This is a genomic window from Haloferax chudinovii (genome assembly GCF_042663345.1).
GTDB lineage: Archaea > Halobacteriota > Halobacteria > Halobacteriales > Haloferacaceae > Haloferax > Haloferax chudinovii.
Map to the genome: position 1 here is coordinate 107,484 of NZ_JBHTAB010000011.1, position 13,480 is coordinate 120,963.

Consider the following 13,480-nt stretch of genomic DNA (forward strand, 5'->3'; position numbering starts at 1 on the left):
AACTAAACTATCGCTTGCGGGGGTCGGGCGACTCCCGAACGCCACGCCACGACTAGAGGTGGTCGAGCGGTCGGATGCCGGCTATCTGCCGGCTGACCGCGAGCGACGAGACGAGGCTCATCACGAACGCGATGGCGAAGCCGCCGGCGAGGACCGTCTCCGGGAGGACGACCACGTCGCCGAACCCGACGAGGAGCTGTGCCAGTCGGTTCAGGCCGCGCGCGGCCGGGAACGACAGCGCCACCCCGAGCAGGCCGCCGAGCGTCCCGAGGACGAGCGCCTGCGCGACGAGCGTCAGCGACAGCGTCGACGACGACGTGCCGAGCGCCTTCAGCGCGGCGAGCTCCCGCGTTTGGTGGTAGACGTGCGACAGCAGAACGTTCACGCTGAGCGCCAGCCCCGCGAGGAGCGCGAGGAAGACGAGGCTCCCGCCGGCGGCCATGATGACCGCCTGGTCGCGCAGAATCTCCGTGAGCTGTTCCTGATTCGTCCGCACGTCGTAGTCCGGATAGTCAGCTTGGATGTCGGCCGCGACCGCCTCGGGGTCGGCCCCGTCGGCGACCGTGAGCGTCATGAGCGTGGCCGTGTCCGCGCCGGTCGCGCCCGTCAGCTCCTGAAGCTCGCTCAGGTGGACCACGACGCTCGGCGTGCCGAGGAACCGTGAGAACGTCGGCGAGACGCCGACGACGGTGAACTCGTTTTCGCGGGCGATGCCCGTGGTGCCGCCGACGTACAGCGAGTCGCCCACGGAGACGTTCATCATCTCGGCGGTCCGCTGGTCGATGACGACTTCGTGAGTCATCGGCCCGGTGTAGTTGCCGTCGGCGTAGTGGACGTCGGTCCGGTTGAACCCCGTGCCGTTCGTAATCTGGACCGACCCGCCGCGGGCGGGCGCGCCGACGCCGACGAGCGTCTCGTAGTCGGACTCGTTGGACTTCACGTACACCGTCTGGAACGACATCGGCGTGACGACTTTCACGTCCTCGCGGGCCTCCAGCTGGGACTCTACCCCGTGGGCGTCGACGATGCTGTTTTCGAAGCCGCCGACGCCGGTCGGCGAGAACCGGACCGGGCCGCCGGTAATCCACACGTCGCGGCCCGCCGCGTCGAACTGCTGTTGGCCCGTCTGTATCACGCCGATGCCCGTCCCGGCCAGAAGCGTCGCCGCGAGGACCGCGAGCGTGATTCCGAGGACGGTCAGGACCGTCCGCCCGCGGGCGTGAGTGAGCTGTGAGAGCGCGATACCAGCCGACGCGCGGACGCGAGCGAGCCGCGGGAACCGCGACGACTCCGGGGTCGCCTGACGGTTCGCGTTCCCGTTCGCGTCCGAACCGCGGTTCGGGTCGGCGTCCTCAGTCATGCGACATCGCCTCCAGAGTGGGCGTCCGCCAGGTGAGCCACGCCGGATAGACGGAGGAGACGAGGCCGATGAGCGCCGCGACCGCGACGCTGTAGCCGACGAGCACCGGGTCGAACAGCGCGACCTGCACCCCGAGGAGCTCCCGCGTAATCGCGTTCGTCAGGTGGATACCGCCGATGCCGGCCGCGACGCCGACGACGCCGCCGACGGTGGCGACGACCACCGTCTCGGCGACGACGAGTAACATCTGCGAACTCGTCCGGTAGCCCATCGCCGAGAGCACGGCGAGATTGCGGCGGTCCGCATTGACTTCGAGTCCCATCATCGTGGCGACGAACAGCACGCCGACGAGGACGGCGACGACGAGCGAGACGGCGGCCATCGCCAAGGGGAGACTGGAGGTCGACGCGCCGCGAACCGCGAGGCCGGTCTGCGTGACGACCGAGGTCCGCGGGTAGAGCGCCTCGATGTCGGACCGCACGCCCGCCGAGTCGGTGCTGACGAGCAGTTGGTCCGCGAGGTCGCCGTCGGTCGAGCCGGTCATCGTCTGCAGTTCCGAGAGGTGGACGAGCGCGACCGGGACGGGGCCGACGCCCGACGACAGCGACCCCTCGCGGACGTCGGCGACGGTGAAGGCGGCCCGCGAGCCGCCGACGCTCGCGGTCACCTCGTCGCCGGCCGAGACGCCGAGTAACTCCGCGGCGGCGTCGTTGAGGACGAGTTCGCCGGTCCGCGGGCCGTCGTAGCTCCCGTTGGCGTAGTGGGGGTCGCCCGGCGTGAGCGACTCCGTCGAGACGCCGACGACCGAGGTCGGTTCCTCGGGCGGGATGATGCCCGCCGCGAGGACGTACTCGTCGGTCGAGCCGTCTTCGGGTGCAAGCGTCACCAACTGCGTCTGGACCGGCGTGGCGTAGTCCACCCGCTCGTCGCGCGCGAGCCGGTCGGTAATCGCGTGGGTGTCGCCGAGTTGGGGGCCGCCGACCGAGACGGCGACCGACGAGGCCGTGCTGGCCTCGGGGACGACCCAGTAGTCGACGCCCTCGCTCTGGATGGCGTTTTCCGCGCCGAGACCGAGCGCGATGCCGCTGACGGTCGTCATGAGCGTCACGGCGAGAGCGACGCCGAGGACGCTCAACAGCACCTGCTTCGAGGAGGTGGTCCGCAGGCGACCGAGGACGCGCCGCCCCGCGAGGCCGACGACGCCGAACAGCCGGTGTCGCCTAGCCATCGCTCACCACGTGGCCGTCGCGGAGGCGGACGACGCGGTCGGCCCGCTCGATGACGTGTTCGTCGTGCGTGGCGACGACGACCGCCCGCTCCGTGGCGGTCTGTTCGATGTAGTCGAGGACGCGTTGGCCCGTCTCGGTGTCCAACTCGCCGGTCGGCTCGTCCGCGATGAGCACCGCGGGGTCGGAGACGAGCGCGCGGGCGATGGCGACGCGCTGTTGCTCGCCGCCGGAGAGCTCGCCCGGCTTGTGGCCGGCGCGGTCGCCGAGTCCCACCTGTTCGAGGAGTTCCTCGGCGCGGGCGCGTCGGTCGCGCTTCGACACGCCGCGCTCGATGAGCGGGAGCGCGACGTTGCCCCGGGCCGAAAGCGAGGGCAACAGGTGGAAATGCTGGAAGACGATGCCGATGGTGTCGCGGCGGAGCCGCGTCCGGCCGCGGTTCGACAGCGACCGAACGTCGGTGCCCGCGACCCGGATGTCGCCGTGGGTGGGCGTATCGAGCGCGGCGAGGAGGTGCAACAGCGTGGACTTGCCGCTCCCGCTCGGCCCGGCGATGGCGACGAACTCGCCCGTCGAGACCGAAAGCGAGACGCCGTCGAGCGCGCGGACCGTCGGGGCGTCGGACCCGCGGGAGAAAAACGAGTCGGAGCCGCGGGTGTACTCGCGGACGACCCGCTCGCAACGGAGGGTCGCCGCCGAGTCCGTCGCGTCGGGGGGACGATGTTCGGAGACCGTATCGGACATACCGCCACGTGGTCCCCGACGTGACATATACTTGGTGTGTGGACGCCGCGGGAGCCGGAGAGGCCGGCGCGACTCGACAAACGTCCAGATTCGCGGGGCCGCGTCGGCTCGCGTCGTCCCCACGGTTGAATAGTCTCGGCGTCGTCTACGTCGGTAGTGTTCCCAATCGGCCACCTCGCCCTCGGATATCTCTCGGTCGCGCTCTTCCGGGTCGGCCGTCGCCGCCCGCTACCGACCGGGTGGACGCTGGCCGCCGCGCTCGTCGGCTCGCAGTTGCCCGACCTCATCGACAAACCGCTCGCGTACTACGGCGTCCTCGTCAGCGGCCGCTCGCTCGGCCACTCACCTCTCGTGATGCTTCCCGCGCTCGTCGTCCTCGTCGGCGTCGGCCACCGGCTTGGGTACCGCGAGCAGGCGACCGCCCTCGTCGTCGCGACGCTCTCGCACTATCTGGGCGACACCTACCGGGCGCTTCTCGCCGGCGACTGGGGGTCGATGCAGTTCCTCCTGTGGCCCCTGTTCCCGGCGACCGACTACGCCGCGGACTCGATTCCGCCGTGGGTCCGCGTGCTCGAATCGCTCGGCGACCCGCGGTACAACCTCCAGTACGCCCTCGCCGCCGTCGCGTTCGGTATCTGGCTGGTCAACCGACTCGATCATCGGCGAGCGCGAACGGAGCGCTAGACCGGCGGAGCGGCGAAGAAAAACGGCGGGTGACGCGGACGCTGATTAGCTGATGAGTCGCCGGCCGACCGCGAAGACGACGAGCGCGCCGAACAGGAGGGACGGCGCCGTGTTCGGGACTTCCGAAGACGTCGTCGTCTGGGCCGTCGTCGTCGTGGACTCGTTGGGCGTCACGACGTTGTCGGTCGTCGTCTGGGCCGTCGCCGTCGACTCGGTGGAGGCGGTCGTCGCGTCGGCGTCGGCCGTGGTATCCGCGGCGTCGGTCGTCGTCGACTCGGCGGTGTCGGTCGCCGCCGTCGACGTCTCGGTTGACTCGGTGGTGGTCGTCGTGGCGTCGTCCGCGCCGCCACCGCCGCCGCCGCCGGCGGAGCCCTCGTCGGGCGTCGACGTGTCGGTCGCCTGTTCGACCACCTCGACCGTCGAGGCGTCGCTCACGCCGATGAGTTCGTTCTCGCCGAGGGCTCGGTCGGCGCCGCGGACGACCGCGTACAGCGAGTAGTCGCCGGACTCCACGTCGTCGGTGGAGACAGACGCCGAGTAGTGCGTGTCGTTGACCGCCGAGGCGTCGACGCGGACGTTCTCGGAGTCGTCCGCGAGGACGACCTGCACGGCCTGGACGGACTCGCCCGACTCGACCTCGTCGAGTTCGACGGTCACGTCGAGGTCGTCCGACTGCTCGACGCTCCCGGCGGCCTGCGTCGAGACCGCGTAGGCGCGAATCACGAGCGGTTCGCCGGCGTACACCTCTTCTGTCGACTGGTTGCCGACCACGACGGCGTAGGTTCCGGGGTCGAACCCACCGGTACCGAACTCTTCGGTCGTGTCGCCGGTCGCCGACGTGGACCGCCGGATTCGCTGTTCGGAGTCGAGAATCGTGAGCGTGTAGTCACTGCCGCTCGGCGCGTCCACGGAGACCGAAACGGTGTCGCCGGCGTCGGCGCGGCCGACTTGGGTGACGGTGAACTCGCCCTGTGAGGTCGAGACGGTTCTGTCGACGGTGTCGATGGAGCCGTCGATATCGATGTCGTAGTCCCCGTTGGCCCCCACGGCCGGGGGCGCGACGGCCGCGAGGAGTATCGCGGCGACCACGAGAACGGGAATCGAGACGCGGGGTCGTAGCATCATCGTTCGTTTTGCTCACCGGTGGTAAAAGCTTGTAGGCAGTCCGTCGCGCAATCCGCAGGCGGCGCTGGTCCGGTGAAAAAACAAAGGAGAGACGACCGCGCGGTGCGGTCGTTAGTCGTTCCGGCGGACCGCGAGGAGCGCGGCCGCGAGGAGCGCGACCACGGCGAGCGCCGCACCGAATCCGGGAACGGGGGAGTCGGTCGTGCCGCTCGGGGCCGTCGTCGTGTCGTCGTCGAAGCCGGGCGTGCTGGACGCCGTGGTGGTGTCGTCGTCCACCGTCGTCGTCGTCGTGTCGTCGGTCGGCGTCGTGGTCGTGGCGACCTGTCTCGACGTCACGGCGAAGTACGAGAAGCCGGGTGTGTCGGCCTCGATGACGACCGCGCCGTCACCGCTGTCGACGACGCTGGTTTCGAGGTCTTCCCACGAACCGGAGTCCTCGTTGAACCGCCGGACCACGAGGTCAGACGATTCGACGCCGAGTTCGTCGAGCCGGCTCTGTCTGACGGTGAACCGGAGGGTCGACTGGCGGTCGCGCGCGCTGTCGGGCACGTCGATGCGCACGTAGCTGACGGCCGTGCCGCCGGGCTGTCCCACGCGACCGGGGAGGCCCGAGCGTTCGCTGACGATGACCTCTCCAGTCGTCTGCTGGCTGAACGTGATGCTCACCGCGGAGACGCCCTGCCCGCCGTCGAACTGCGCGTCGAAGCCGGGTGCCGAGAACAGCCGGTCGCTGTCGGTCGTGTCGTCCTTGGGGAGACTACTGCCGCCGCCGCCGCCACCGCCACCGCCGACGTTCGCCTCCTCGACGGTGATACTGCCAATCGTGACGCCGTCGACCCGCAGGTCGTACGTGCCGGCGTCGTCGATGGAGACGGAGTACGTCAGCGTGCCGGAGGAACCGGGGCCGACGGTGACGCTCTCCGTGGCCAGCGTCGTGCGGCCGGCCGTGAGCGCTTTGGTGTACGTCCCCTCCGCGGTGCCGGTGTTGTTCACGCGCACCCTGACCGTGAACGTCTCGTCGGTGTCCACGGTCGTCTGCGAGATGGTGCTCGCGCCCGCGTCGATGCTGAACGCCGGGGCGCGCGCCGAGACGGTGACCGTGTCGATGGTCGTGCCGTTGAACGCGTAGACGTAGTCGCCGGTTCCCGGTGGGGTGTCGTTGAAGGTGAACGTCCGCTGTGCACCGGAGGCAAGCGAGGTCGAGACGTTCCCGACCGTCGTCCCGTTCCGGGTCACGTCGCCGGAGGCGGAGCCGCTCGCGCCGCCGAGATTACCGAGTTTGACCGTGACGGTCGTCTCCTCGCCTTCGAGGAGCGACGTCGGACTGGCCGACGAGTCGCCGAGCAGTTGGATGTCGGCGGTCGGCGAGGTCACGTCGAGCGCGTTCGTCGCGGTCGTCCCGTTGACCGCGACCGTGTAGGTGCCCGCGTTCTCCGGTTCGATGACGAAGTTCACGGACTGGTTCTCACCAGTGTCGAGGGCCACGGACTTCGTGACGCCGAAGTCGGTGGTGCCCGCCTGACTGGTGCCGGTGACGCCGACGTCGGCCGAGCCCGACTCGTCGCCGAAGTTCTCGACCTGCGCGGTCACCTCGACTTGGTCGCCGGTCTGGGCGTTCGTCGGGTCGAGCGCAACGGACGTCACGGCGATGTCCGGACCCTGATTGACCGAGAACGTCGTGTCGTTCGTGGTCGTGTCACCGTTGTTGTTGGTGACGCGCACGCTGAGCTGGTGGTCGCCCGAGTCGATTTCGGACGAGTTGAGGTCGAGCGTCGCGCCGGGGTTCGGGAACACCGTCGCGTCGTCGGTCACGTCCTCACCGTCGAGCAGAAGCGTTACCGCGGACGCGTCGATGCCGCTCTCGGGGTCGGTGTAGTTCACTTCGACCGAGAGGTTGGCGTCGCTCTCGAAGGTGTCGTTCTGGGAACTGACCCGCGTGACGTTCGGTGCCGTCAGGTCGGGCGCGACGGTGAAGTTCACCGTCGAGGCGTTCGCGTTCCCACCGCGGTCGGCCGCCGAGACGGACACTCTGTGGCTGGTGCCCGGTTCGAGGCCGGTCTTGTTGAACCAGACGTTCGAGAGGTCGTCGAGGTTCGCCTCGCTCGTGACGTCGGTCCCGTCGAAGGTGACGGTCACGGAGCTGAGGTTGACGCCGCTTTCGGCGTCGTCGACGCTCGCGGTCACGTTGACCGAGGTCGTCGTGTTCGAGAGTTCGTCGCCCTCGGCGGGGTTCGAAATCTCGACTGTCGGCTCGGCGTCGTCGCCCGCGACGCTGAAGTTCGCCGTGCGGACGACCGTGTTACCGGCGTTGTCGGGCACGCGAACCGTCAGGTTGTGCGTCTCGTTTCCGTCCACCGGGACGGTCGTGTTGAACCCGGTCGCGTCGGGCGCGGCCGAGCCCGTGATGTCCTGTCCGTCGTACAGGACGGTGACGTTCTCCGCGTCGACGCCGGTGTCGTTCACCGCGTCGCTCGCTTCCTCGTAGGTCGCGTTGAGTTCCACCGCGTCGGTGCCGAACGCGAAGGTCGTGCCGTCGGTCGGGCCGAGCGCGGTGACCGTCGGCGCTTCGCGGTCGTCCTGCACGGTGAAGTTGACCTGTTCGGTCGCCGTGTTGGCGGTGATGTTCGTGTCGGACGCCTCGATGGTGACGGTGTAGTTCGCCGGCGGGAGGCCGGGCGTGGTGTAGTTGACCGACTCGTTCGTGACCGTCGCGTTGTCGGTCACGTCTCTGAGCTGGCCGTCGCTTTCGACCGTCACCGACACCGAAGACGTGTTGACCTCCACGTTGTCGGAGAGCGTCGCGTTCACCGAGACCGTGTTGTTGACCTCGGAGAACTCGGCGTCCTCCGCCGGGTCGTCGTAGCTGATGGTCGGCGCTTCCGTGTCGTTTTCGACCGCGCCGTAGGTCGACAGGCCGGTGCGGGTCGCGGTGTAGTAGTCACCGGACAGGCCGAACGGGTCGGTCTGGAGCGTCGTCGGGAGTACTCGCGTGCCGCCGCGCTCGATGTAGACGATGTTGAAGCCGTTGCCGGTCGTGTCGAGGTTTTCGCTGAAGCCGTAGGTGACGTCCTCGATTTGGTCCTCGGTGAGTCCGGCGTTGGCTTCGAGGTACTTCGTCGCCGCCGTGCCCTGCGAGAGCGCGTTCGGCGGGACGTTCGTGTCGGTCAGCGTGATGACGGTCTGCCCGGCGGGCAGGTCGGCATTGTCGCTGGCGTTAATCCGAATGAACGTGTCGCCGCTCGCGCTCACGAGCAACACCGTCGACTGCTCCGAGAAGTTGTTGCTCGTGACGGTCGCCGTACTGGAGTCGCTCGCCGTGTTGCCGGCGCGGTCGGTCCCCGTCACGTCGAGCGCGTACTCGCCGGACGCGTTCGTGTCGAGTTCGGCGGTCCACGTCGTCGAGTCGACCCGCGTGAGGGTCAGCGGTTCGACGTTGCTGTTCGGGCCGGTGAGTTCCGCGTCGGGGGTACCGGCGAGCGGTTCCGTGCTGGCGACGCTGACCGAGAGATTGCTGGATTCGGTCGTGTTGAGCGTCGCGGTGAGTCCGGGGTCGGTCGTGTCGACCACGACGGGTTCGGACCGTTCCACGGTAGCTTGGTTGTTACCGAGGTCGGTGGCGGTCGCCGTCATCGTGTAGCTCCCGTCGGGGAGCGCCGACGCCACGTCGAGCGTGTGGTTCGCGTCGGTCGCTTTGTCCGGCGTCCGTTCGAACGTCGCCGTCACGCCCGAGTCCGACTCGAACGTGTACTCGACGGTGACGCTCTCCGAGGTGCTGTAGGTGACGTCGACGCTCCCGTTCGTGTAGACGGGGTCTGTCGTCCCGTCGACGGCCGACACGTCGTAGGTCGGCTCCTCGTTGTCCACGCAGACGGTGGCGTTGGCGACGCCGGTGTTACCGCCGGCGTCCGTGCCCACGAGCGTGAGGTTGTAGGAACAGCTGTCGACGAGAGCGCGGTCGTCGTTCGTGCCGTCCCACTCGATTTCGAACTCGCCGGTCGAACGAGCGAGCGCGGTCACGTCACGCGTGTAGACCGCCTCGTCGTCCGAGTCACGGACGACGAACGCCGCGGATTCGAGGTTGTCGTCGGCGCTGTCGAGCGTGATGTCGACGGGGTTGTTCGCGCTCACGTCCTCGTCGTCCTCGACGTAGTCGGGGTCGAGCGCGAGACTCGCGGTCGGCGCGGTCTCGTCGTACTCGAACTCGAACAGCCGCGAGGTGGCGTGGCCGGCCTCGTCGACGACGGTCAGTCTCGCGGTCGTCGGCCCCTCGTCGAGCGAGACACCGAGTTCGGAGACATTGATTTCGAGCGTCGAGTTGTCGTTCGTCGTCGCGCCCGAGAGGTCGACGGCCGTGCCGTCGACGACGAGCGTCGTCGCGCTGGCGTTGATGCCTGACTCCGCGTCGCCGTTGCGGTCGTCCGCGAAGGACGCCGTGATGGTGCTCGACGGCCCGGCGACGTCGGTCGGCCCGACGCTCGTGACGCGCGGCGAGGAGACGAAGTCGAAGCTGAACGTCCGGGTAATCGTGTTCCCGGCCGTGTCGGTCGCGTTGACCGTCAGCGTCGTCTGCCCCTCGTCGAGGTCGCCGGTCGGGACGGTCGCACTCCCGTTGGCGTCGAGCGAGAGCGGCTGTGAGCCGTTACCGAAGTTGTACGTCGCGCGCCTGATGTCCGACTCGTCGCTCACGTTGAGCGTGATGGGCGTCCCGAAGGGAACCGCGCCCTGTGCGGGTGCCGGAAGCCGGACCGTCGGCGGGAACCGGTCGCGCCGGGTGACCGTCAGCGTCGAGGCCGCTTCGACGTCGTTGACGGCGACGGTGAAGTTCCCGACGTCGTCGGAGCCGAGCGCGGTCGGTGCGAGGGCGGTCACGTTCTTCGTGGCCGTGGAATCAGCGCCCACGACGACGGTTCGGCTGGTGTTGTAAACCTCCGTGTTGCCCTCGTCGTCGGTCGTGGTGTAGGTGAGCCGGACCAGATCGGAGCGGCCACCGGTGTTCTCGACGGTCGCCGAGACGGTGTACCGCTCGGTCGTGTTGATGCTCGTCGGCTCGACGCTGACGTCGGTCACGCTCGAGTTCGCCGGCGCGATGACGCGGACGGTCCGCGAGACGAGTTCGGCGTCGTCGGTCGAAAGCTCGTCGATGGAGACGTCGTAGGTTCCGGGGTCCTCGAACGAGGAGGTGAAGCTCACCTCGGTCGACTCGCCGGGCTGGAGCTCGCCGGTGTCGGCTGGCGACTGCGCCTCGCCGTCGATAGTGAGTGCCGCCTCGTAGCTCCCGTTGACGTCGCCGACGTTCTCGACGGTCGCGTTCGCGACCACCTCGTCTCCGGGAAGGACCTGCTGGGGCTGGACGGTGAGGTTGCTGTACTCGAAGGTCGCCGGCTCGAACACGTCGAGCGCGAGCGTGGCGTCGGCGAACGCCTCGCCGTTCGTCGCGTTCTTCGACGCGATGGCGTCGTACTCGCCGGCCGTCGAGACGGTGGCGACCGCGACGCCGTTGGCGTCCGTCTGGACGGTCGTGTCGCCGACGGTGACCTCGGCGTTCTGGACGACCGCGCCGGTGTCCTCGCGCGTGACGGTGAACTCGACGTCGTCACCCGCGACGGGCGTGGTCGTGTTCGCCGTCAGGTTCAGCTGGACGCTCTGGGCGACCTGTAGCGGCGCGCGGTTCGTCACCGACTCGGTGCCCGACTGGTTCGTCGCCACGTGCATCACGACGTAGTCGCCGGGCGTGGCTCCGTCGGCGATGGGGACCTCGACTGTCGTCTGGTTCCCCGCGACCTTGGTCACGGTCGAACCGTAGACGGTCGCGCCCGGGGAGACGACGGTCACGTCGTCGAACCGGGACGTGCTGTCGTTGAGCCGGTCGAAAATCGACATCGCCGTCTGGCTCCCGACGAACGACCGCGAACCGGGCGTGACGCCCATGACGTTCGCGTTCGCCGGCATCTGACTGGTCCCGTTCACCCGTGCGATTTCGGTTTCGAGGGAGATGCTCGACCGGTCGGTCGCGTTGATGGTCTGGTCGTAGTTCGAGAGGTCAGACTCGTTGAAGATTGCGACGGTGTGGCTGACCTCGGTCGCGTCGAGCGACGAGGCGTCCACGGTGACCGTCACGTTCTGGCCGTCGCCCGCGAGCGACGGCGCGCTCACCGACGACGACCCCTGCTGGACCGGCAGGGCGTCGACGCCGACGAAGGTGACGTTGCCGTCGGTTTCGAGGTTCCCGTCGGCGTTGGCGTCCGAAAAGCCGGCCCCGTCGTCGACGGTGACGACCGCGAACATCCACATGCCTGACTCGTCGGGCGTGAACTCGAAGGAGTTCTCGTTCGCCGTGCCGGTGGTCTCGCCGACGACCGAGGAACTCACGTCGTCGTCGCTCGTGAGCGTCTCAGCGACGCCGGGGATGCTCCGGGGAATCGTCGCACCCTTATCGAGCTTTGCCGCGACGAGTTGGACGTCTTGGCCCTCGATGAGTCGGTCGTTTGAGACGCCAGTGAACCTGAACGGGACCTCTTGTCCGACGTTGTACACGTACATCGGGTTCTTTTCGAGGTCCTTGTTCGCCACACTGGTCTCAACGAACGTGTTGGTCGACTGGACCTGATACGCCGCGGCCGAGTCGAATCGAGAATCGGTCGTGTCAGGCCGGAGCGACAGGAACGCGCCGTCCCAGACGCTGATGTTCTCCGACGCCTGGGTCAGCCGGTCGTCGTCGACCGTGTCGAGTTGGTTAGCGGGCGGTCCACCCAGCTGTGTCTCACCTGTGGTGGTCCCGACGCTCGCAGACACCGGGCCTGCGATAACCGAGAAAACCACGATGAGCGCGAGTGCGAGACTCAACCCTTGTTGGGAGAGCCTGCGGTAACGACTCATATCTCACCCAACAGATACGAACGCCATAATACTTTTGAATGGAAAACTTTCTGAAAAATCGATTCGTGACCGCGGGCGGACCTCACGCGGTCGAAATCGACGCCTCTCGCCCCGACCCGCAGAGTTGCCACCGCTGTCACGAAACCAGAGATACTGTCAGTGACAATAGCGGTGACATCGTCCGTCGGCGGCTGTCACGCGGCACGAGAGCCACCGCGAACCGACGACGGACGGCGTTCGAGTGGCCGTAGAGGTGTAACGGGCATATATCTATCACACTGAACGGCAACCGTCTGCGACGTTCGCGAGCGCGCGGAGACGCGTAGACGACGCGTGTCAGTCGCCGTCTCGGTTTGGGGTAACGGTTATCATCGTGGTCGTTGCAGTTGTAGTCGAAGCTCGGCAGGACCTCTCAAGGGTGATGGGGTGAGATACTGCTCAGAGTCGTCACGAACTGTGGGTTGTCAACGAATGGTCAACGAACGATACGAAACAGGAGAGAACGTACCGACGGACATCTGTTCGGCTCTCGGTGTCGAGGACACGCTGACGTTCGCCGTGCCGGTCGAGGTCTACCACGGCTACGGAAGCGCGAGGCACGTCTATCCGACAGAACAGATCGAACGCATCTCCGACCTGTTCGTCACCGACGGCGAACCCGACGAGATGACCGCCGCAGACGGGGTCCGCCTCTACACGATTCCGCACGACGCCCTCCGCTGAGTTCGACGCCGCACCGACGGGGTATACGCGAGCCGAACTGTCCGAAATCCGACTATCGACTGATCGGCCGGCGACACGCCAATATGCCAACGACCGGACTGGACAGCTGGCAGACTGCTCTCTCGGTGCCGCGACGGGGACGCGTGGGTTCTCCTTCGGAGAGATAGCCGCAGGTCTCGAATTAATCACCCAGTTTCGGCGGAGAAACGCATTGTGGGCCTTGTTCGAGACCTGCGTCCCGCCGGTCGGTCGGTTACGACGTGGTGACTCGGTGGCGCACCGACTCGCGCCCGCCAGACGCATCAACTACACACACAGTTTCGTTGGTTGAGTAATAGTTATCACGGTGCTCGTTGGATATATGGCTGAAACTTGAGCAGTTCAATCCCGGAGAGTGGGTGGGGAGAGACACCGCTCAAGGTAATGAACAATAGTGTGGGTTGTCAACGGATGGTCAAAGAGATATACGATGCAGGGGACGCGGTACCATCAACTATCTGTACAGTTTCCGATGAGGACGACGAGCTGACGTTCGGCGCGACAGTCGACGTCGACGAGGGGGAGGTGGCGTTCGCCGTGCCGGTCGAGGTGTACCACGGCTACGGGAACGCGAAACACATCTACCCCATCAGACAGGTCGACGCGGTTTCGGACCTGTTCGTGACGGAGAGTCAGTTCGAGGAGGTGTCGATAGCGGAGCACGTTCAGCTCTACACGATGCCGCACGAAGCCCTTCGGTGAG

General features: G+C 67.4%; 8 protein-coding genes. 3 read left to right on the plus strand and 5 right to left on the minus strand.

What is annotated here, in order from left to right; all coding sequences use genetic code 11:
- Nucleotides 1-52 precede the first annotated feature (52 nt).
- Genes ACFQI8_RS17045 through ACFQI8_RS17055 form a run of 3 tightly spaced genes read right to left on the minus strand, consistent with a single transcriptional unit; the run spans nucleotide 53 to nucleotide 3,330 of the window.
- The gene (locus tag ACFQI8_RS17045; RefSeq protein WP_390246899.1) at nucleotides 53-1,360 is read right to left on the minus strand and encodes an ABC transporter permease; all 1,308 of its coding nucleotides are present in this window, start codon (nucleotides 1,358-1,360) and stop codon (nucleotides 53-55) included.
- Nucleotides 1,353-2,588, minus strand: a complete 1,236-nt coding sequence (locus ACFQI8_RS17050; protein ID WP_390246901.1) for an FtsX-like permease family protein — start codon at nucleotides 2,586-2,588, stop codon at nucleotides 1,353-1,355. Before ACFQI8_RS17050 ends, ACFQI8_RS17045 begins: the two co-directional genes overlap by 8 nt.
- A complete protein-coding gene (locus tag ACFQI8_RS17055) occupies nucleotides 2,581-3,330 on the minus strand; it encodes an ABC transporter ATP-binding protein (protein WP_390246903.1) in 750 nt (249 codons plus the stop codon). The genes ACFQI8_RS17050 and ACFQI8_RS17055 overlap by 8 nt, the downstream gene beginning before the upstream one ends.
- 156 nt (nucleotides 3,331-3,486) lie before the next feature.
- Between ACFQI8_RS17055 and ACFQI8_RS17060 the strand changes: the two genes are divergently transcribed.
- Nucleotides 3,487-4,014 (plus strand): metal-dependent hydrolase, encoded by a 528-nt coding sequence (locus ACFQI8_RS17060; RefSeq protein WP_390246905.1) that lies wholly within the window; start codon nucleotides 3,487-3,489, stop codon nucleotides 4,012-4,014.
- A 45-nt stretch (nucleotides 4,015-4,059) separates the two neighbouring features.
- On the opposite strand, the gene ACFQI8_RS17065 is transcribed toward ACFQI8_RS17060, so the two are convergent.
- Together ACFQI8_RS17065 and ACFQI8_RS17070 are read right to left on the minus strand one after the other, a co-directional pair.
- Nucleotides 4,060-5,139, minus strand: coding sequence for a cell surface protein (locus ACFQI8_RS17065; protein ID WP_390246907.1), 1,080 nt, complete (start codon nucleotides 5,137-5,139; stop codon nucleotides 4,060-4,062).
- A gap of 111 nt (nucleotides 5,140-5,250) precedes the next feature.
- Nucleotides 5,251-11,958, minus strand: a complete 6,708-nt coding sequence (locus ACFQI8_RS17070; RefSeq protein ID WP_390246943.1) for a PGF-pre-PGF domain-containing protein — start codon at nucleotides 11,956-11,958, stop codon at nucleotides 5,251-5,253.
- A 528-nt stretch (nucleotides 11,959-12,486) separates the two neighbouring features.
- Between ACFQI8_RS17070 and ACFQI8_RS17075 the strand changes: the two genes are divergently transcribed.
- The gene (locus ACFQI8_RS17075; protein ID WP_390246909.1) at nucleotides 12,487-12,738 is read left to right on the plus strand and encodes a hypothetical protein; all 252 of its coding nucleotides are present in this window, start codon (nucleotides 12,487-12,489) and stop codon (nucleotides 12,736-12,738) included.
- A 450-nt stretch (nucleotides 12,739-13,188) separates the two neighbouring features.
- Nucleotides 13,189-13,479, plus strand: a complete 291-nt coding sequence (locus ACFQI8_RS17080) for a hypothetical protein (RefSeq protein WP_390246911.1) — start codon at nucleotides 13,189-13,191, stop codon at nucleotides 13,477-13,479.
- The last annotated feature ends 1 nt before the right edge of the window (nucleotide 13,480 follow it).

What these genes read in the sequence shown, in the direction of transcription:
- ACFQI8_RS17045 (WP_390246899.1), bottom strand. Translation starts at nt 1,360, where the DNA reads ATGACTGAGGACGCCGACCCGAACCGCGGTTCGGACGCGAACGGGAAC.
- ACFQI8_RS17050 (WP_390246901.1), bottom strand. Translation starts at nt 2,588, where the DNA reads ATGGCTAGGCGACACCGGCTGTTCGGCGTCGTCGGCCTCGCGGGGCGG.
- ACFQI8_RS17055 (WP_390246903.1), bottom strand. Translation starts at nt 3,330, where the DNA reads ATGTCCGATACGGTCTCCGAACATCGTCCCCCCGACGCGACGGACTCG.
- ACFQI8_RS17065 (WP_390246907.1), bottom strand. Translation starts at nt 5,139, where the DNA reads ATGATGCTACGACCCCGCGTCTCGATTCCCGTTCTCGTGGTCGCCGCG.
- ACFQI8_RS17075 (WP_390246909.1), top strand. Translation starts at nt 12,487, where the DNA reads ATGGTCAACGAACGATACGAAACAGGAGAGAACGTACCGACGGACATC.
- ACFQI8_RS17080 (WP_390246911.1), top strand. Translation starts at nt 13,189, where the DNA reads ATGGTCAAAGAGATATACGATGCAGGGGACGCGGTACCATCAACTATC.